The organism is Streptococcus hepaticus (assembly GCF_043656315.1).
GTDB lineage: Bacteria > Bacillota > Bacilli > Lactobacillales > Streptococcaceae > Streptococcus > Streptococcus hepaticus.
Genome location: NZ_JBINIY010000021.1, coordinates 1 through 20,980 on the forward strand (window position 1 = coordinate 1; position 20,980 = coordinate 20,980).

At 41.6% G+C, this 20,980-nt stretch carries 17 protein-coding genes and 2 pseudogenes; 4 read left to right on the plus strand and 15 right to left on the minus strand.

All coding sequences use genetic code 11. The annotated features are described in order from the left end of the window. The 13 genes and pseudogenes from ACHUFA_RS10195 to ACHUFA_RS10255 all read right to left on the minus strand — a co-directional run. The coding region (locus ACHUFA_RS10195; RefSeq protein WP_394405902.1) for an isopeptide-forming domain-containing fimbrial protein at positions 1–3,276 on the minus strand (3,276 nt) is incomplete at its 3' end. A gap of 23 nt (positions 3,277–3,299) precedes the next feature. After that, complete coding sequence (locus ACHUFA_RS10200; RefSeq protein WP_394405904.1) at positions 3,300–5,609, minus strand: G5 domain-containing protein; 2,310 nt, start codon at positions 5,607–5,609, stop codon at positions 3,300–3,302. Positions 5,610–6,317: 708 nt separating this feature from the next. Further along, on the minus strand, positions 6,318–7,772 hold the full coding sequence (gene gltX, locus ACHUFA_RS10205) for a glutamate--tRNA ligase (protein WP_394405906.1): 1,455 nt from the start codon (positions 7,770–7,772) through the stop codon (positions 6,318–6,320). 85 nt (positions 7,773–7,857) lie between these two features. Further along, positions 7,858–8,502 carry a LiaF transmembrane domain-containing protein gene (locus ACHUFA_RS10210; RefSeq protein ID WP_222348728.1) on the minus strand — a complete coding sequence of 215 codons (645 nt, stop codon included), beginning with the start codon at positions 8,500–8,502 and terminating at the stop codon, positions 7,858–7,860. 4 nt (positions 8,503–8,506) lie between these two features. Next, positions 8,507–8,953: a LytTR family DNA-binding domain-containing protein gene (locus ACHUFA_RS10215; RefSeq protein ID WP_394405908.1), complete on the minus strand. Its 447-nt coding sequence runs from the start codon at positions 8,951–8,953 to the stop codon at positions 8,507–8,509. A 143-nt stretch (positions 8,954–9,096) separates the two neighbouring features. Next, a complete protein-coding gene (locus tag ACHUFA_RS10220) occupies positions 9,097–9,810 on the minus strand; it encodes a TIGR00266 family protein (protein WP_394405910.1) in 714 nt (237 codons plus the stop codon). Positions 9,811–9,915: 105 nt separating this feature from the next. Further along, positions 9,916–10,083, minus strand: coding sequence for an LURP-one-related/scramblase family protein (locus tag ACHUFA_RS10225; protein WP_394405912.1), 168 nt, complete (start codon positions 10,081–10,083; stop codon positions 9,916–9,918). Positions 10,084–10,284: 201 nt separating this feature from the next. Beyond that, positions 10,285–10,779 (minus strand): beta-class carbonic anhydrase, encoded by a 495-nt coding sequence (locus ACHUFA_RS10230; protein ID WP_222348733.1) that lies wholly within the window; start codon positions 10,777–10,779, stop codon positions 10,285–10,287. A 170-nt stretch (positions 10,780–10,949) separates the two neighbouring features. Next, on the minus strand, positions 10,950–12,311 hold the full coding sequence (gene radA, locus ACHUFA_RS10235; protein ID WP_222348742.1) for a DNA repair protein RadA: 1,362 nt from the start codon (positions 12,309–12,311) through the stop codon (positions 10,950–10,952). A 66-nt stretch (positions 12,312–12,377) separates the two neighbouring features. Next, the gene (locus tag ACHUFA_RS10240) at positions 12,378–12,821 is read right to left on the minus strand and encodes a dUTP diphosphatase (protein WP_222348744.1); all 444 of its coding nucleotides are present in this window, start codon (positions 12,819–12,821) and stop codon (positions 12,378–12,380) included. 328 nt (positions 12,822–13,149) lie between these two features. Then, positions 13,150–13,392, minus strand: a pseudogene (locus ACHUFA_RS10245) (S41 family peptidase); the annotation flags it as partial. Positions 13,393–13,432: 40 nt separating this feature from the next. Beyond that, positions 13,433–13,561 carry a hypothetical protein gene (locus ACHUFA_RS10250; RefSeq protein WP_394405915.1) on the minus strand — a complete coding sequence of 43 codons (129 nt, stop codon included), beginning with the start codon at positions 13,559–13,561 and terminating at the stop codon, positions 13,433–13,435. After that, the gene (locus ACHUFA_RS10255) at positions 13,542–14,036 is read right to left on the minus strand and encodes a S41 family peptidase (RefSeq protein ID WP_394405917.1); all 495 of its coding nucleotides are present in this window, start codon (positions 14,034–14,036) and stop codon (positions 13,542–13,544) included. Before ACHUFA_RS10255 ends, ACHUFA_RS10250 begins: the two co-directional genes overlap by 20 nt. Positions 14,037–14,105: 69 nt before the next feature. Between ACHUFA_RS10255 and ACHUFA_RS10260 the strand changes: the two genes are divergently transcribed. Continuing rightward, complete coding sequence (locus ACHUFA_RS10260) at positions 14,106–14,438, plus strand: helix-turn-helix domain-containing protein (RefSeq protein WP_222348752.1); 333 nt, start codon at positions 14,106–14,108, stop codon at positions 14,436–14,438. A 101-nt stretch (positions 14,439–14,539) separates the two neighbouring features. Beyond that, positions 14,540–14,939, plus strand: a pseudogene (locus tag ACHUFA_RS10265) (Rgg family transcriptional regulator). A 398-nt stretch (positions 14,940–15,337) separates the two neighbouring features. Here ACHUFA_RS10265 and ACHUFA_RS10270 read toward each other — a convergent pair. Both ACHUFA_RS10270 and ACHUFA_RS10275 read right to left on the minus strand, forming a co-directional pair. Next, positions 15,338–17,089 (minus strand): ABC transporter ATP-binding protein, encoded by a 1,752-nt coding sequence (locus ACHUFA_RS10270; RefSeq protein WP_394405919.1) that lies wholly within the window; start codon positions 17,087–17,089, stop codon positions 15,338–15,340. Beyond that, a complete protein-coding gene (locus tag ACHUFA_RS10275; RefSeq protein ID WP_394405921.1) occupies positions 17,089–18,798 on the minus strand; it encodes an ABC transporter ATP-binding protein in 1,710 nt (569 codons plus the stop codon). The genes ACHUFA_RS10270 and ACHUFA_RS10275 overlap by 1 nt, the downstream gene beginning before the upstream one ends. A 156-nt stretch (positions 18,799–18,954) precedes the next feature. Here ACHUFA_RS10275 and ACHUFA_RS10280 point away from each other — a divergent pair, with 156 nt between their 5' ends. Further along, the gene (locus ACHUFA_RS10280; RefSeq protein ID WP_394405923.1) at positions 18,955–19,971 is read left to right on the plus strand and encodes an NAD(P)H-dependent glycerol-3-phosphate dehydrogenase; all 1,017 of its coding nucleotides are present in this window, start codon (positions 18,955–18,957) and stop codon (positions 19,969–19,971) included. Positions 19,972–20,003: 32 nt separating this feature from the next. Next, on the plus strand, positions 20,004–20,903 hold the full coding sequence (gene galU / locus ACHUFA_RS10285) for a UTP--glucose-1-phosphate uridylyltransferase GalU (RefSeq protein WP_394405925.1): 900 nt from the start codon (positions 20,004–20,006) through the stop codon (positions 20,901–20,903). Positions 20,904–20,980 lie beyond the last annotated feature (77 nt).

The window sequence follows — 20,980 nt, forward strand, 5'->3', positions numbered from 1 at the left end:
AATAGTACCTGTCGCACCTTGTTTTACGCGAGCGTGTAACACTAAGTGAACAACATCGCCAGCTTTTACTTGGCTAAAGGCTTCTTCCTTCATGCGTGCATAAACAACCTGTTTACCATCTTCTGTCTTCACTTCAGTAGTAAACTTATCTGCATCTACATCAACCATATAGACACCATCGTTTGCTCCATGAGTATCTATATCTGTTGGTACTAATTCCAAACGATCATCTAATACGTCTTTAATGAAGTATTCTTTTGCAGTTGCAATATCTGCTGGCAATGTCGCTTGAACATCATAGTTAAACTCTTGTCCAAGTCCTTTTTCATCAACAGTAGTAAACAATTCTGTTTTATCTTTATTAATCCGTTTAACCGCTGCTGGCGAATTTGGACTAACTGTTACTTCATTTGATTTTTTAGACTTACCATCCAAGGTGACTTTAGCATCATTTGGAACTTTTATTTTTCCATTATCATCTGCATATTTAGCAAGAACTGCTCCGTCACGAATCTGTGCCTTGATACCTAGTGTGATTTTTGCAGGACCATCATTGCCTTGATTCAACTTTGTAATTTCATTATTAATTTGACGAAGTTGAAGGCGTGTTAAACCTGCTTTATTAATCTCAAATTTAACTAAATCACGTGTAGTACCATCGGCCTGTACTTCTTGTGTAACCTTGATGTACTTAGAAAGCGTAGGTGCTTCAACACCATTCACAAACACTCTATCTTCTTTTGCAGAGTTAAGCGATTGGAGCTCAGCAACTAGCAAATCTTCTATCACGTAGGTGTCAAATACACCTGGCCAAGTAGATTCAATTTGATAGTAATATTCATCCAAACGTGTTGGTAACTCCAGATGATCAGTTCCTTTTTCGCTCAGACTCTGAGTAACATACTTCTTGATATCTGTTTCAAGCGGTGGAGCAACAAACACGTTGTTTGAATTACGGACTTTTGCAGTTTTATCTGCCGGATCATCTGAGTCCCCATTCCAGATGATAGATGCCTGGTTAGCTAGTCCGAGACCATTATTATCTTGCATTATCTTATAGTATTCGGTGGCATCATTATTGAGAAGGTACTTCTCTTTAATTTTTGCTTCAATTACTAATTTATAAAGCTTGAATGCGTGTCCTCCATACTTCCCTTCATCTACTTTTTCATTTTGAATTCCAGGTTTAGGTGGGACATTTGCAATAACAGTCGTTGTTTCATTACCATCTGTATCTTGAGTTGCTTTCGTAGACACTGTAAAGTCAGGCAATCGCTTGCCATCCTTATCTGTAACATATGCATTGACATAGTCTAAATGATAGTTCAACTGGTCAGCGAACATAACATTTTTCTTCATTTCCAATGCTGCGTTATACATATTGTAGTCTACTGTATAGGTAAAGTTTTCAGTTGCTGAACCAAGAGTAGCTACATACGATTTACGACTAATACCAGTGCCTTCGAGTAGTGGGTCATTCGCTAAATTACCTGTGATTCCATCATCACCTTTAGTATCATTTACAGCATCTGCATCTTTAATACTCTTAGTTGCGCGAGGATAACAGTATTTCAAATCAGTTACAGTAACTGATGTTGGTGTTTTGGAGCCGATTTCCGCACTTTCATAGCTACCAACTTTAAACTTACCGACTAACTGACCGACTGTTTGTTCTTTTGCTGTTGGAGCATAGTCATCCGGAGGTAGATTGTTGTTCTCATCCGCTAGCGAAATTGTAGGACTATCCTCTGTATACTTCAATTCATAATCAAAATCATTTTGACCTGGATTAAATACACTTTCCGGTACAGAAATCGTTACCTGATCACCATTTTGGACAACCTTACCACGAATTTCATTATCGGGATCCTTGACTTCTTCCACAACTTTCTTCTTGTTAATTGTGACAGAATCAACTGTGTATCCCTTAGTGACTGTAAATTCACCTGAAACATCTTCTTTAACCAAGGCAGATGTTACCGCTTTGAGAACTTGTTCAGAGAAGCGATTAATATCTTGCTCATTGACATAGAAGGAAGCTTTTTCGCCGGTTGGTAAGACTTTATCGTCTGAAGCTACACTTCGAATTGCTTCATTTACAACCGTACGGGCAGGACGAGTATCTTCAATACTTAAACCAGAAATACCTGACGCTGGCGAATTAATCTCATTCTCATACAATTTATAATAAGCTGTAGGAACTAAAAATTGTGCCTTATCTTCCCAAAAGCCTACTACTACAGTAGCGTTTTCACCTAATTGTGCCTTTAAGTCTGCACCTTTCTCTTTAAGTTCATTTGCACGCGCTACGTATGGTTGGGCTGCCTCTGTCCAAATTTTGTAACCTTGACTATCTATCAATCCCCAGTCATCGTGCATTGTACCTTGACGATCCAAACTGCGATCAATATAAACAGTATTGCTACCTGGTTTACGATAACCATTTGCCACACCATCTGTTATCAAAAGGAATACTGTCTTACGATTATTAGACATATCCCCTTTTATTCTATTGTACTCAGTAATCGTGTCATCAATCGCAGGAACAGTTGGAGTTCCTCCTCCCGTTACAAAGGAGTTAATCGCTGCATCTACCTCATTCTTGGTAGACATCAAAGGAGTTTTCGTATATTGATATCCAACTTGTCCTCTTGCACTATATACCGTATTAGCATAATCATCCGCTGGAGTAGGATTATTTGTGCTATAGTTACCATTAACGTAATAACCATTGACATTACGGATTTCATATCGAGTATCATACACAAATTGACCATAGCTAATATAGCCTGGAAGATACGTATCTCTATTAATTAAAATTGCAGGTGCATTAGGATCGTATCGAAAATTTGACGTATAGTTTGTTATATCGATACCACGATAGGTATTAATCATAACACGGTCTGTTGTCTCGGGATCACCGGTAAAAACTAACTTTGGGTTCGTCTCATCATATTTTTCCCCCGGTGCTAATGGAGTCGTTAAGGTTTTCAAGGCTTCTTGAACTTCATCAATAGTATCTTTAAAAGATCCGCTGTTATCTTGCAACACAACCAAATCAATAGGCTGACGTGGCATTTTCCACTCAACTTTTTGAGTGGTAGTTACCTTAATGGCACAACCTTCTTGTTTAGTAGTTGTATTCAAACTTGAATCCGATACAACACTATCTGCCGCTGAGGCGAAAACACCACCAACCAAGCCAATCCCAAGTGCTAAAGCTGTACCTGCGGAGGCAAACCAATTCGTCAGTCGCCTGATTTTCCTCTTATTCATTATATCCATAAATATTCCTATTCCTATTCCTTTTTCCTCTTAAATGTTACAAGTGCCAAGAGTCCGGTTAATAAGACGGAACCTACAGCTGCAAGGAATGATGTTTGTTCACCTGTCTTAGGCAATACTTTTTCTTCTTTTGCTTGTGGTGTTACTTGCTCTTTAGGCTCATCTTGCTTCTTGTCTGGTTTTGGTGTTGGTGTCACTTCTTTCATACCAACCTCAACAATTTCATTAATCGCTGGAGTTGTTGTTTCAGAAGTAAGAATGCGAACTGGTTCTTCACCTTCAATTGTAATCACCTTGTAGACTTGTGTGTGAAGTCCTTTTCGACCTTGGCGGACAACACGTGTTTGACCTTTGACCAACTGGTCGTTTTCAACCATTTCTGTTTCAAAGGCGATTTCCTCTGTTACCGTTTCTTCGGTAATTTTCGCTTCAGGTTTTTCCTCTTCTTCTGGTGCCACAATCGGAACTTCTGTTACCAATGTACCTACTTCAATGACTTCTTCAATAGCTGGCACTGTTGTTTCAGAAGTTACATCACGTTTGACTTCTTTACCATCAACTGTTGTGACTGCATAGACAACTGTGTGAAGACCATCTTGACCAGCTTGGAGAAGACGTGTTTCTCCTTTAGCCAATTTGTCATTTTCAACTGTACGGCTTGTATGTTTGATGACTTCCGTCTTCACTTCTTCTGAAACTGTTGGTATTGAGATTGGTGTCCATGGTTGTTCTTTCACTTCCTTGGTACCAACTTCAATAACCTCTTCAACCGCATCTTTCTTAGTATCAGATGTTACGACACGTTTTGTTTCAATACCATTTACAGTCGTTACTGAGTAAACAATCGTACGCAATCCATCAACACCTTGAACTTTGACATTTTTCACGCCTTTTTCAAGATTTGGATTTTCTTCGGTACGGCTTGTAAACTTGATAACTTCTGTTTTTGTTTCTGATTTAACTTCTGGAGTGACGATTGGTGTCCATGGTTGTTCGACAACCTTTTTTGTACCAATTTCAATCACTTCTTGCACTGGCGCCACTTTCTCAGTTTCACCCGTTTTAACGCGATCTGTTTCCACGCCATCAACTGTTGTCACTGCATAAGTAACCGTCTTAACACCATCCACACCTGTAACTTTTACATTACGTGTGCCTTCTGGAAGGTTTGGATTTTCTTCGGTGCGGCTAGTGAATTTTATCGGCTCATCAACTTTGATTTCGGAAATAGCTGTAACCGGTTTTTTCTTCGTACCGTATTGGACCACTTCGTCGACCACTGGTTTTTCATGTACACGGTTTACTTCTTCACGTTTAGTTTCTACACCATTTAGCTTGTAAACCTTGTATGTTACCAAGTCAGTTCCTTCAACACCTGGAGTACGTGTTGTTTCCCCTTCATACATGTCAGGGTTAGCAACACGCTTTTCTGTAGGTTTAACCGTCACACGTTCAACAATGTTTTCAGTTGTTTCTGCCGGTGTTATTGGAGTTACAGGTACTTCTTTTGTACCAATATAGTAGACCGCTTGTGTACCCGGAATAACATTTGATTCGCTTGTTGATTCATGCACCTTATCCGAAGTAGCATCGACAAGAGTGTATGTTGTTGTAACAGTTTTGCTTCCTTCTTTTGCAGGGGTTTTCAGTTCTCTAACACCTTTGGCCAAGTTTGAGTTTTCTTCCAAAACCTCACCTGTTGGTGCTGGAGTTTTAACAATTTCAACTTTTGCTTTCGTACCAACTTTAACGACAGTTGGTACCATTGCTTGGGTTACTTTTTCAGATCCTGGATTACGAACACCATCTGTAGTTGTATAGGTTTGGCTACCAGCTGTTCCAGGAATCGTATTTTTTTGACCATAGTCCAAGTTTGGATCTGCTTCATAACGAGTTGTTACAGGGATTACTTCAGTTTTAGTTTCTACTACAGGGGTTGGAGGTGTTGGGGTTGGAGTCGTTCCGAAAACTTCTGCCCGAAAGGCTTCGATTTCAGCTAACAGTTCATTAGATCTCTGCTTATTGATTGCTTTTAAGCCCGCGATGTCAATAGCATCTAATATCTCTTGAATTGCTTCTTTTGTTTCATCTCCCTGATCTTCTGCCCAGTATTCTCTTGCTTCTTGCAATTGTAGCTTAGAATCGTTAATTTTTTTAAGCTCTGCAAGACTCGGAATTTCTTCATCTACAGGCGGTTCTTCCGCTCTTACCACACCTGCATGATTGCCGAGGTGAAGATTTTGAAAAGTCGCAGCAGATAGGATATTAGTAGAAAACAAGGTGACTACTGACGCAATTGCGAATTTTTTCATTTTTTTGTTCATAATTTCTCCTTTTAGAATATAAAACATGTAAAACAATGACCATTGGCTCAGACCAACTCAACAACTATTTGACGGCCAGAGCAAATTATCTTTTGCCCTCCATCCAGCAACGAAACTTTTGTTCGTAGCCTTATTAACTAAGTTACATTTTTAACTTTCCATGTGCATACTGTAGATGATTTGAAAAATGAAATAATTTTAAACATGCTTTCAATAAAGTAAATGAATCTTTCTTTTACTTTTATCATAATGCACTAAAAGCACATATACAACCCCTTTCTGCACATTTTTATATATAAGCATCTCATATATTATACCATACAAATCTATTTGTAGAAAGAATTTGGCTCTAAAAAGCAGCACGAGCCCTCTCTTAAAAATGTACAAAATTCACGAATAACTTAATTTTTAATCACATTATGCACCTTTCCCTACTTTATAGGATAGAAATATACTTTATTTCTGCATAAAAACTTTTTTATATTTGTTAAATTTTTATTTGTTTTTATTGGAAAACATCTTAATAATGCGCTTTCACATCCAAAATTCCAGGAATTTTTTTGATATACAATTTTATAAAAACGCCAATTCTACTCTCCTCCTCTAGCCCCTGTCTTAGTTTTTCCCGCTTCAAATTTAATAGCAATATTTTAAAAGTTGTTCATCTCAAGAAAAAGCCGAGATTTCTCTCGACTTTGTTTTCTATTTTTACAAACTTGCCAACACTTGATCAATATGGGCAATTGATTTTTCTTTACCAAGAAGGTAGATAGTGTCTGGCAATTCTGGTCCGTGCATTTCACCTGAGACAGCGATACGGATTGGCATGAAGAGGTTTTTACCTTTAATACCCGTTTCTTTTTGAACAGCTTTGATTTGTGGGAAGATGTTATCACGATTGAAGTCTTCTTCTGACAAGGCTACTAATTTTTCTTTGAAAGCTGTCAAAACTGTTGATACCGTTTCAGCGGCCATCACTTCTTTTTCAGCGTCTGTTAATTCTGGGAAATCAGCAAAAAAGAGGTCGGTCAGTGGTACGATTTCATCTACAGCTTTCATTTGTGGTTTATAGAGTTCCACCATTTTTTCAGCTTTGTCTGTCAAACGACCAGCTTCTTCCAAGAATGGTTTAGCCATGTCGAAGATGGTTGAAAACTCTGCTACTTTGATGTATTCGTTGCTCATCCAATCCAATTTCTTCTGGTCGAAGGCGGCTGGTGATTTGCTGAGACGATTTTCATCGAAAAGTTCAATCAATTCTTCACGTGAGAAGATTTCATTTTCCCCACCTGGGTTCCATCCAAGAAGAGCGATAAAGTTGAAGACTGCTTCTGGAAGGTAGCCTTTTTTACGGTAGTCTTCGATAAATTGAAGGGTGTTGGTGTCACGTTTAGACAATTTCTTACCAGTTTCAGAGTTGATGATAAGAGTCATGTGACCAAAAGCTGGTGCTTCCCATCCAAGTGCTTCATAAACCATGAGTTGTTTTGGCGTGTTAGCAATGTGGTCATCTCCACGGATAACGTGTGAAATTTGCATATCATGGTCATCAATAACAACGGCAAAATTGTAAGTTGGGTAACCATCACGTTTTTGGATAACCCAGTCACCACCGATGTTGCCACCCTCAAACTCGATATCGCCTTTAACCATATCAGTCCATTTGTAGATACCTGTTTCATTAACAGCGATACGGACGGTTGGAATGATACCAGCGGCTTCACGTTCTGCGATGTAAGCTGCTTTTTCATCTTCTGACATACCAAGGTATTCGTTGATGTAGCGTGGTGTTTCACCAGCTGCTTCTTGACGCTCACGCTCTGCTGCCAATTCTTCCTCAGTGACGTAAGACTTGTAAGCCTTGTCTTCCGCTAATAATTGGTCAATGTATTTTTGGTAAAGCTCTAGACGCTCTGATTGACGGTAGTTCTCGTGAGTTTCTGGACTTTCATCCCAGTCCATTCCCAACCATTTAAGATTTTCAAGCTGAGAGCGTTCACCATCTTCAACATGACGTTTGCGGTCAGTATCTTCGATACGGATGATAAATTCACCACCGTGATGACGCGCGTAAAGATAGTTGAAAAGCGCCGTACGCGCATTACCGATGTGTAGCAATCCTGTTGGACTTGGTGCGTAACGCACACGAATTTTATTAGCCATGATGCATTCTCCTGTAAAATTTACGTTCTTTTCATTATACCAAAAATAGCACCAAGACAAAAGCCTTAGTGCTAGAAACTTGTAATTAGATGTATCGAACGGTCAAACTTGAGAAAGCCAGGTCTCCTCTGATACGCAAAACCTTATCGGTCGGCAATAGACTTGGTTTGCATTTCACAGAGCTAAATGCATTGTCTACGGACACATCTACATACCAAGAGCTTGGAACGTAGAGCGTCAGACCTGAAAAGGCAACGTCAATGTTCAAATCTGCCACATCCCCCAGAATGACCGCATTATCAAAGAAAATAGACAGGCTGCCAAAGGCCACCTCCGCCTTGTCCTGAATGAAGTTGCTATCATTGACATAGCGAGTTGCAGAGCCAAAAACAGTCTCTTTCTCACTTGATAAGCCGTTCACAGTGAGCCATTTATGTTTAGGTTGTGTCAGTAGCTTAATTCCTAGCATGAGAAGGAAGCCAACTAAGACTAGGGTCCAGAAGGAAATTTCTGTCCAATCAAACATTGAATTGGCAGTCGCAAAAGTCAAGATTGCAAAGAAGACTCCACTATACCAACGACTGTTGACCATACCATCAATCGTCAGAACTCCGAAAACAATGATCCATACCATAGGCCAAATTTGCAAGCCAGTCAAGCCCAGCAGATCCTTAAATAATATCAATAAAGCTAATGCAATCAAGCTAATTCCTGCGAGTTTTTTTTTCATATTTCTACCTCATTTCCTGTAGTTTTTCCTTTAAGAGTTGATAATAATGCCTTGAAACATGCACCTGCTTATGGCTGTCATAAAAGCGAATGGTGCTGGTCCCTGAGAAGGATTTATCAATCCCATAAATCTGACGGATATTGACAATGGTGGATTTCGCTACCCGACAAAAATTTGTTGGCAAATAATCTTCCAATTCATAGAGTTTCAAACGAACTTCATAAGCCTTGTCATGAGTGTGACCGAAAATCTTACTACCATCCTTTTCGAAGAAGAGCAGGTCGTCAAGACTAAGGAAAAATTCACTACTGCCCTTGTAAAAAATCAAGGTTTTTCGTTCTAAATTTGCCAACGCTTCTTGGATTTGCTGAATTTGCAGTGTCAGCTGATTCGCCCGAATCACAACTTCCACATCTCTGCAATCCTCGTCCATTTCAATACGAATCTTCATGTCAACCTCCTTTCATCTTTATGTAAGACCATTATAGCAAGACAGAAATCATTTTCAAGCCTTTTTCAGTAAGCGGTCATTTCTAAGTAGTAAGTGGTAGAAACAAAGTAGCAAAAAAGCTGGACAATTTGTCCAGCCACCTATTACGAATTTCCTGTTGGAATAAAGGGTTTGAGTTGCTCTGCAAATTGGGCTAAATTCAAACTTTGGATGTAAATCTCACCATATCCTCTAAAAGTATTAACAACTCCTTCACCCGTACCGATTGACTGCATAAAACCATTTTCGAGGTGAATATCATAATCCAAACTGGTACTCCAAGCGACCACATGAGCATTATCAATAGTGATGCTGTCACCATAAAGTTTGATTTTCTTGATAGAGCCAAAACTGTTGGCTAAGAGCGTTCCCTCACCCTCTGTTGTCATAACAAAGAATCCCCCCTGACCGCCAAATAGAGCAGTACCAACACTTTGTCTTTCCATTTTATACTGGGCTGAGCCGTCTAGGGCGAGGAAGGCGCCGTCATTGAGACGGTATTGGTTGATTCCCAAGTTAAGGGCAATCACCTGACCAGGAGTGTTGGGTGCTAGCGCAATTTTGCCATTAGCATCATCGGAAATGGCTTGGGTGATAAACATAGACTCGCCAGAGACCATGGAGCGTCCGATAGCCCCCATCAGTTTCCCAAGACCAGAACCACGTCCATTTAGTTTAGTATTCAACGTCACGCTAGGTGTGTGGTAGACCATGCTTCCTTGCTGGATGTAGGCAGACTCTCCTGCCTCTAACTCAATCTCTACCAACGGAAATTGCATATTGCTATCAATTGTATATTTCATACGATTATCAGACATAGGATTCTCCTTTTCTTTTGAAAATAGCTGGGCTACGAGCGGGCTACTTCTTGTTCTTTGACATAGTCAATCACGATGACCGGTGACAGGACCAAACCACTCAAGTCATCTTGAAAGACGGTAACTTGACAAAGTAGAAGTGAGCGTCATCCATTCCTGAGAAATAGTAGCGAGGGTAGTTCCATTTTTTACCAAGGCAAAATTCACATCCCACCAGTCTCCCTGCACTTCCAAGTCCAAGCCAGAAATCGTGAATTCCTTGAGGAATTTCATAAAGAACCGTTTACTTGATAAGCAGGCATTCCCGACTCATCCGCAACATCAAACTATCCACCTACGGCCCCAATTTTTGCTTGATGAGATATTTTTTCATGGCGCCAACTCACTCTCTCTTTTGTACCGCCTACATAATACAAATATAGCACTCCACCCTGTTCTTGTCAATAAAAAAGTGAGGATTATCTCCCCAGCTCCTTATACTACTTCTATCATACGACCTGTGTCTACATCATAAACAGCCCCGCTGATCTCGACATCATTTGGAATCAAGTCCGACTGGCGCAATTTTGCCATATCTTCTCTCACGCTTTCTTCTACATCTATAAAAGGTAGAAAGTCTTGACCATGTACATCCACTCCCAAATCGCGTTCCAACTGATGAGCAAAGGCTTCATTTGTGAAGGTTTGGGCACCGCAGTCTGTATGGTGGAGGACAACAATTTCTCTCGTACCAAGTTGCTGCTGGGAAATAACGAGTGACCGCAGCATATCATCTGTCACGCGCCCACCTGCATTCCGCAAGATATGCGCATCCCCCAGTGCCAAGCCAAGTGCCTGTGCTACGTGAAGACGCGAGTCCATACAAGTCACGATAGCGACTTTTGTCTTCGGTTTGAGAGGTAAATGCTGTGTGCCGTGCAAGTCAACATAGGCCTGATTAGCCTTCATAAAATTTTGAAAATAGGACATGAGAGATCTCCTTCTAAAAGGGCTGGTAAGTTTGTCTTGTTTGGTTCGTCTTTTTTAGAAAACAACGTCAATAAACCTACATTTATTGGATATAAACCGAACCTTCCTTCCGAAAAATTCTATATAGTCCCATCGTACCATTTTTTATCCTATTTGTCCGAGGTAAGAACTCAAGCAAAGACGAGTTGCAAGACTTCTCCCAGTTTTGTCACTCCGACAACTTGAATTTCCTTAGGAATTTGAATCCCCATCAAAGAGTTTTTAGGAGCGTAGACCTTTGTAAATCCTAGTTTGGCTGCTTCATTGATTCGTTGCTCAATCCGATTGACACGGCGTATTTCACCAGTCAAGCCAATTTCTCCAATAAAACATTCCTGCGGATTGGTTGGCTTATCCTTATAAGAAGAAGCAATGGCTATTGCAACTGCTAGGTCAATGGCCGGTTCATCTAGTCGTACACCACCAGCGGATTTGAGGTAGGCGTCTTGATTTTGCAGTAAAAGCCCTGCCCGTTTTTCCAATACCGCCATGATGAGGCTGGCACGATTAAAATCCAAACCTGTTGTCGTCCGCTTGGCATTTCCAAACATGGTCGGTGTCACCAAGGCTTGTACTTCTGCCAAGATTGGTCGTGTGCCTTCCATGGTTACCACGATCGCTGATCCTGTTGCTCCGTCCAAGCGCTCTTCTAAAAAGACCTCGCTCGGATTGGTGACTTCTACCAATCCTTGAGACTGCATTTCAAAAATCCCAATTTCATTGGTCGAGCCAAAACGGTTCTTAACTGCCCGCAAAATGCGGAAAGTATGCTGGCGTTCCCCTTCAAAATACAAGACCGTATCCACCATGTGTTCCAGTGTTCTTGGGCCAGCCAGCGTTCCTTCCTTGGTCATGTGCCCCACGATAAAGGTGGCAATGTTATTGGTCTTCGCAATCTGCATGAGTTCATTGGTCACTTCACGTACCTGAGAGACAGATCCCTGAACACTAGAGATTTCTGGACTCATAATGGTCTGAATGGAGTCAATCACCAGAAAATCTGGTTGAATCTTCTCAATCTCTGTACGAATGGACTGCATATTGGTCTCTGCATAGAGGTAAAATTCACTATCAATATCGCCCAATCGCTCTGCCCGTAGCTTAATTTGCTGAGCAGACTCTTCTCCTGATACATAGAGGACCGTTCCAATGGTAGATAGCTGAGTAGACACTTGCAAAAGGAGGGTTGATTTTCCGATACCAGGGTCGCCACCAATCAAGACCAAACTCCCTGGTACGACTCCTCCACCCAACACACGGTTAAATTCTTCCATATCTGTCTTGGTACGTGCCACTTGGATGGAGGACACTTCATTGAGCTTCATTGGACGCGTTTTTTCTCCTGTCAAAGAGACGCGTTCATTTTTGACCTCTGCAACTTCCACTTCTTCCACAAAGCTGGACCAAGCACCACAGTTAGGACAGCGTCCCAGATACTTGGGCGAATGGTATTCACAATTTTGGCAGACAAAGGTTGATTTTTTCTTTGCCATGTTTCCCCCGTTTTCTTTCTTAAAACAAGGAGGCATCTCGCCTCCTCTTATCTATTCTATTCGCAATTAGTTCCCAGTCGAACCGAATCCGCCTGTACGCTGACCGCTGGCTTGATCTCCATCCGCTATCAAAAATGGTGCAAAAACTGCTTGCACAATGCGTTCGCCGACTTCCAAGGTGACGGTCTCATCCGTAATATTTTTCATCTGAGCAAAAATATGTCCTTCATTATCCGCATTGCCATAATAATCTCCGTCAATAACCCCTACTGAGTTGATCAAGACCAAGCCTTTTTTCCGAGGATTTGACGAACGGTCATAAAGATAGAGCACTTCGCTAGGCTGCATATAAGCCTTGACCCCTGTCGGCACCAACTTAATCTCTTCTGGCTTAATCACCGTTTCCACTGCCACTTTTAAGTCATAACCTGCTGCATGGGCAGTCTCTCTTTTGGGCAATAAATTTTCATCTGTAAACTGGCTTACTAGCTCAAATCCACGAATTTTCATAACTTCTCCTCAATCTATTTCTTTCATTATACTATAGATAGACTTGATAAAACAGAAAAAAGTCCGTTATCCGAACTTTTCAAAATCTCATAAAAAATCGCATCAAAAGGATTGGAATGAGTTGCCCAAGGGCAAGCCTGCTTCACGTCTAACAGGAGTTAAATTGGGGTTTCTATAAGTTACACGAGAATCATGCCAAGGTACAAGTAAATACTTTACTTGACGACTCCCTTTCATGCGATACCTATATTTTACCACTTTTTCGAATAAATTTACAAATATATATAACTTAATTGAACCATAGAAATTTTTTATCAATACATTTAGTTTATATATGTTTCAACAAATTCAAGTTATACTCCAGATCCCGATAGTTTTTCAGGTATTCTGGGGTCTAATCTAACAAAACATGGGGTGCTACACCCTTGTCGATCATCTCTTTTCCTTGGTCAATGGCGCACCAACGAGAAGTGGGATACATCAGTTGAAAATCATCAAATTCCACAATACAGCAGTTCGAATAATCCAAAATCCCCATGGTTGGTCTACCAACAACTGTTACCCCGGGCATCTATGATTAAATTCTTCACTTCTGCTAACTGAGGAAAAACTTAGTCATAGAGCTGATGGATGGCTTCTTCATCAGAAAAATTGCCCATTTTCATATAATAGGTCTCTGCATCTACAGCATAGTGATCAAAGAGTTTAGTTGGTTGGTTGCTAGGTTCTTGCACCGTCACTTCTACAAGCTGCCCCTGACGTTGAACAGCAACCACCTTCAAATATTTGATAGGTCCAGTCTAAGTAGTGGCGCTCTGCCGTTTTACTGACAAAATAGGCTTGGTGTTCTTGGAAACAATCTGAAATAGACTGACCCGCAATGGCCACAATCTCATCACCTTTTTGCAAACCAGTCGCTTGATCCGCCCACTCTACAAAGAGGCGGCGTCCATAAACACGTAGTCTAAAACCAATTTTTGTACTTTTTTGGAAAAATGAAATATGACTCATTACCCCAAAACTAGCCACATAAGAGTGCATCCGATAAAGAAAATCTTCATCCGACATTTCTTCTGAAATCTCAGCACGAAAATGCGTTACATCTCCACCAGATAAATCTTTCTTGGTAGAAGAATCATCTTTTAAAATCTTCACAACTTGCTCAAAAATCGCTAATTTTCCATAGTAGGCTCCTTTTTTATCAGTATAGCACAAAAACAAAATAGCAAAACAACCGTTGCATATCTGTTACAAGTATTCTACAATAAGCAAACGGAGATTTTCATGACTCATTTAGGTAAACTTTTTCACGATTTACGCCAATCCAAACACATCTCACTCAGACAGGCTGCTGGGGACATTTGCTCAGCCACACAGGTATCCCGATTTGAAAATGGATTACCTGAGATAACTGCCAGCAAGCTCTTTGCCTTGCTGGAAAATATCCATATTAGCCTAGCAGAATTTTCTAGCTTGATGGACAACCGAAGTGCCCACGGAGTGTTTTTGAAACAAATCAACGACTCGCGGGAAACCCTTGATATTACTGGACTAAAAAACTTTATCTCTCAGAAGAAGAAGCTACTCTCCAAACAGGAGAGAACCTTCATCGGGTGAATAATCTCATTGCCAAAGCCTACCTGAAGGCATATGATGAGAATACCCAACTATAGCAGGAAGAAACGGCTTTTCTATACGATTGGCTCTTTCAAATCGAAATATGGGGATCACAAGAGTTAGAGCTTTTCTCCATTTGTGCTGTCCTCCTGCCAATGGATCTCTACACCCTCTATACTAAGGAAATGTTACGACGGGTAAACACGAATCTCATAGACATGCGGAAAATCCATACGATTTTGCTCAATGGCTTTATGGCAAGTGTCCAAGAACAGCAATTTGAATTTTCAAGAAGCAATTCAGGACTACCCCTATAGTGAGCGCGATGCCTACTATTGCATTCTCTACAAATGGACTTGCGGGCTACTGCTTGCGAAAACTAGTAATTTTGCAGTTGGTGTCGCTCAAATGCAGAAAGCTGTCCATATCCTGCGAGCGCTGGACTGCCAGCAATCTGCTGATTATTATCAAGAAAACCTAAACGAGTTTTTAGCTAAATAGAGACTAGAAGAAAATTTTTATAGTGATTTTAATTTTCGTTAAAAATATTATAAAACGAAGCTGTAATTAGCCTATAAGGGAGGTAAATCTTGATGTATCTCAAAAAATATCTTGATGGCAATCTGAAAGCTTTATTGATTTTCGGAACCATTTCCATCTTCATATCTCTTTTCTTTCAACAATATCGGTCAGCATTATTTAACGCTCTATTGCTTATCTGTACATGTAGCAGCTACCTCATCTGTAAAAAGTATATCTCCTCGTCTTCTATTCGCATTACAGTGTTTGCCATCAGCGTATTTCTGATGGGTTATCTCCTATTTTACCCCCTCTAATCTTCCATTTTTTCACAGAAAAAGTGCCTGACAACTGTCGGCACCTGATTTTTTATATCCGTCTTATTCAAAAACAAATTGATTGTGGTAGAGTTCTGCGTAGAAGCCACCCAGTTTCAAGAGTTCATGGTGATTTCCTCGCTCAACGACCTCTCCGTCTTTCAAAACGATAATCTGGTCAGCGTTGAGAATCGTTTTGAGGCGGTGGGCAATGACGAAGCTAGTCCGTCCAGCGATAATCGTTTCCATAGCCGCCTGAATCTTGGCTTCTGTCACTGTATCGACATTTGACGTCGCTTCATCCAAAATGAGGACTTGCGGGTCTGTCAAGAGCGTACGCGCAATGGAAATCAACTGCTTCTGACCTGTCGAGAAGACATTTTGCTCATCATCCACATGAGTCGCGTAGCCTTCAGGCAGACTCATGATAAAGTCATGGATATGGGTCGCACGCGCAGCTGTTTCAATCATTTCTTGGCTGATATTTTCACCGCCAAAGGCAATATTTTCAGCAATGGTCCCTGAGAACAGAACTGACTCTTGCAAGACGATTCCCACATTCTGACGCAGACTATTCAAGTCATAATCACGAATATCACGGCCATCAAACTTGATAGCTCCGCCATTGACATCATAGAAACGGGTGATAAGGTTCATGATGGTTGTTTTCCCTGAACCTGTCGGTCCAACAACTGCCGTCATCTGTCCTTTAGGCGCTGTAATGGTCACATCGCGCAAAATCGGCTTGCCTTCCACATAAGAAAAGTCTACATGGTCAATCTCTACCTTGTCGGTCAATTCAGTAAAAGCTGGCGCAGCCTGCGGACGGACTTCTTCAGGCTCATCAAACATTTCCCGAATGCGGTGTGCACCTGTAAAGGCCAACTGCATCTCCGCCCAAGAGGCTGCAATTTGCATCATAGGCTGATAGTATTGTTGTGAATATTGGACAAAGGTCACCACCAGTCCGAGACCTGCCGCAACTGAGAGAGACTTGTCCTGCAAGACCATGCTGGAACCTGCAAAGATGACAATGGCTGTATTGATCAAACTAAGTCCATTCATGACTGGAAAGAGGAGGCCGGAGAAGATTCTTCCTTTAAAGGTAGCCTTGCGCACTTTTTCATTTTGCTCCAAGAAACCTTCTACGACTTGCTCTTGTAACCCCTGAACAATGATGGCTTTCTGCCCGGAAATATTTTCATCCATATAGGCATTGAGTTTGCCGACTTCATTTTGTTGGAGATCGGTGTATTTGCGGGCCGTCTTAATGATGACAAAGAGGAACATCAAAGCAAGCGGAGTTGTAGCTACGGTAATCAACGCTAGCTTTGGACTTTGAATAAACATCATGATGACAATGCCGATATAGAGCACTGCTTGGGTCACCACCGTCACCGCTGACTGGTTAAAGGCATTTTGAATATTGTCCAAGTCTGATGTGAAGCGTGATAAAATTTCCCCATCTTGGTGGCGATCAAAGAAGGAAACGGTCAAACGCTCCAATTTTCCAAAGAGCCCCTTACGCATTTCATTGGTCGAATTGGCAATAATCCGCGTGAAAAGAAGGGAATACATCATAGATGCAGCTGCCATGAGAACCACCGTAATCAAAAGATTATGCAAGGTGGCAAAAAAAGTAGAGGTATCCGCACCACCATCTTCGACAAAGAGAGTCAGCTCGGTCACTGCTCGTCCCATAAAAACTGGAGCGAGAACCTGCATAACCACTGAGCAAATGACGGCTAAGCCAATCACTAGAAAGTGAAGTTTATAGTGCTTAAAATAAGACCAGAAAAAACGTGCTGTCTGCATTAGTCTTCCTCCTTTCCTTTTTGGGTTTCAAAGATTTCACGGTAAACGGCGTTAGACGCTACCAATTCAGCATGGGTACCTTGCCCAATCAAGCGACCTTCATCCAATACCAAAATCTTATCTGCCTTAGCCACTGAAGAAATCTTCTGAGCGATGATGATGGTAGTCGTATCTTTCAAATCATGAGCTAAGGCTTCCTGCACTAATTTTTCAGACTTGGCATCTAAAGCAGAGGTCGAGTCATCCAAAATCAAGATTTTCGGATTGGATACCAAGCCACGGGCAATGGACATGCGTTGCTTCTGTCCACCGGAGAAATTATTGCCTCGTTCTTCGACCTGGCTGTCATACTGGTCTGGCATGCGAATGATAAATTCACGCGCCTGGGCAATACGAGCTGCACGTTCAATGTCTCTATCGTGGGCATCTAATTTTCCCTGACGAATATTGGAAGCTACTGTCCCTGTAAAGAGAATAGCCTTCTGTAAGACGATTGAAACCGTGTTGCGTAGGCTAGTTTGGCTGATTTGTTTAATATCTACGCCACCAATCTTAATCTGACCTTCTTGGGGGTCAAAGAGACGCGGGATGAGTTGAGCCAGCGTTGATTTACCAGCACCAGTTGCTCCGACTACCCCAACCATTTGCCCTGCTTCAATCTCAAAGCTGATATTTTTCAGGGTCGGCTTGTCATCATGGGGATAGGTGAAGGTAACATTTTCAAAGGAAATGGTCCCATCTACATTCTCAACTCCATTTTCATCAAAGGTCATGACTGGTTCCGTATCCAGCACTTCCTTAATCCGATTGATAGAGACCATAGCACGGGTGATATTGCTCCCCATAAAACCAACCATGATAATGGCAAACATGATTTGCATGAGGTAGGTGTTGAAAGAGGCTAACTTGGTCACTGCCTCTGGCTGACTTCCTGTCATGGTATAGACTACATAGATGGTTGCATAGATTGCCAAGTAGGAAACCAGCATAAAAATCGGTTCCAAGAAGGCAAAACCAGTTCCGATAAAGAGATTTTGCTCCAAGAGTTCATCTGAAACCTTCTGGAACTTGTCAGCTTGAGATTTCTCCTGCACAAAAGACTTGACGACACGAACTCCACGGAGATTTTCCTTGGCAATACCGTTAATCCGGTCCATGAGTTTTTGGAAAATAGCAAAGCGAGGCCCCATAATTCCCATAATCACCATCATCGTGGTACCAATGAGAGCCACCATCAATACTACAATCCACCAAAGTTGAGGCAAGGTTGTCAGTGCCAAAATAGTTGCTCCGGTAAAGAGAATCGGCATGCGCAGCAGCACTTGGAAACTCATCATCAGCAAGTTTTGAACTTGATTAATATCATTGGTCATTCGGACTACCAGATTTCCTGCATTAAATTCTTCGATATTGGCATAGGAAAAGGTCTGGATTTTCCGAAATACCTTCTCCCGCAAGTCTGCCGCCACCGACTGAGAAGCATAGGCAGCAAGTACTGCGTTGGTCGCACCAGCCACAAGTCCACAAGCTGCGATGACCAAGAGCCAAATTCCCAAGTTCACAATGTCAGACTGATGATTAGCGGATACTGCCACGAGGACATTCTGCAAAAAACGTGGCTGCAAAAGGCTACTGAGAACGTAGACTAGAATCATCAAAACAGACCCCATAGCCTGCCACTTGTACTTTTTCAAGGCTTGAAAGAGCATATATTCTCCTTATGTAAATTTTAACTTATTTTTACATAGTATCATAAGATAGGTAGGCTGACAAACACGAGGTATTAATGAAAAGGCTTTAATCTTCTGCATTTTATAAATAAATATGGTAAAATGGATTGAATAGACTATGCTAGGAGAATCCGAATGGAAAAACAAAAAATTGCAGTCTTGGGGCCCGGTTCGTGGGGAACAGCTCTCTCACAAGTATTAAATGATAATGGGCACGAAGTCCGCATCTGGGGCAACGTCCCTGAACAAATTGACGAAATCAACCAACAACACACCAATACTCGTTATTTCAAGGATGTCGTTTTGGATGAAAACATCACAGCCTATGCGGATTTGGCACAGGCTTTGGAGGGAGTAGATGCGGTCCTCTTTGTCGTTCCGACAAAAGTAACTCGTCTGGTTGCTAAGCAAGTTGCTGCTACCTTGGACCACAAGGTAGTCATCATGCACGCCTCAAAAGGCTTGGAACCCGATAGTCACAAACGTTTGTCTCAAGTCTTGGAAGAAGAAATTCCAGTAGAGCTTCGCTCAGAAATCGTTGCTGTATCTGGACCTAGCCATGCCGAAGAAACGATCGTCCGTGATATTACCTTGATTTCAGCCGCTTCAAAAGATTTAGATACTGCTAAATATGTCCAAACTCTTTTCAGCAATCACTACTTCCGTCTCTATACCAACAACGATGTCATTGGCGTAGAAACAGCTGGTGCTCTCAAAAATATCATCGCAGTCGGTGCTGGTGCTCTGCACGGTTTAGGCTATGGTGACAATGCCAAGGCAGCCATTATTGCCCGTGGTTTGACTGAAATCACGCGCCTCGGTGTCAAAATGGGAGCCAATCCTCTGACCTATAGTGGCTTATCTGGTGTGGGAGATTTGATCGTTACCGGAACTTCTGTTCACTCCCGTAACTGGCGTGCGGGTGACCAACTGGGTCGCGGTGAAAAACTAGAAGATATTGAGCGCAATATGGGTATGGTCATTGAAGGGATTTCTACTACAAAAGCAGCCTATGAATTGGCACAAGAGTTGGGTGTTTACATGCCGATTACTCAAGCCATTTACAGCGTCATTTACCAAAGTGCATCCATTGACCAAGCTATCAAAACCATCATGTCTAGCGAATTCCGCGAAGAAAATGAATGGTCTTAATTTCAAACACTACATTTCTCAAAGGAGACATTATGACTAAAAAAGTTAGAAAAGCTGTTATCCCTGCTGCTGGTTTGGGAACACGTTTCTTGCCTGCCACAAAAGCATTGGCTAAAGAAATGTTGCCAATCGTGGACAAGCCAACTATTCAATTTATCGTTGAAGAAGCCCTCAAATCAGGTATTGAAGACATCTTGGTGGTGACAGGTAAGTCAAAACGTTCTATCGAAGACCACTTTGACTCAAACTTTGAGTTGGAATACAATTTGGAGCAAAAAGGTAAAACCGACTTGCTCAAATTAGTCAACGATACAACAGCCATCAACTTACACTTTATCCGTCAAAGCCACCCACGTGGACTTGGTGATGCGGTTCTTCAAGCTAAAGCTTTCGTCGGCAATGAACCATTCGTTGTCATGCTTGGTGACGACCTCATGGACATCAATGGTACAGATATTCCATTGACAAAACAGTTAATTAACGACTTCAAGCACACACATGCCTCAACCATTGCTGTTATGCCAGTCCCACACGAAGAAGTTTCAGCTTATGGTGTTATTGCACCACAAGGCGAGGGGGCAAACGGTCTCTACAGCGTTGAAACATTTGTCGAAAAACCAGCACCAGAAAACGCACCGTCTGACCTAGCCATCATCGGTCGCTACCTCTTGACTCCTGAAATTTTTGATATTTTGGAAAAACAAGAGCCAGGTGCTGGAAATGAAATCCAGTTGACAGACGCCATTGATACCCTCAACAAAACTCAACGCGTATTCGCTCGTGAATTCAAGGGCAACCGCTACGATGTGGGTGATAAATTTGGCTACATGAAAACCTCTATCGACTACGGACTCAACCACCCACAAACCAAAGATGATTTGAAAAAATACATCATCGAATTGGGTAAAAAATTAGAAACAAGTGAAGATTAAAAAGTCATAACCACCCGTGAAAACGGGTGGCTTGTACACCGGCTGTAAGCCGTTAGTCTCCAGCAGCGTCTAAAGAT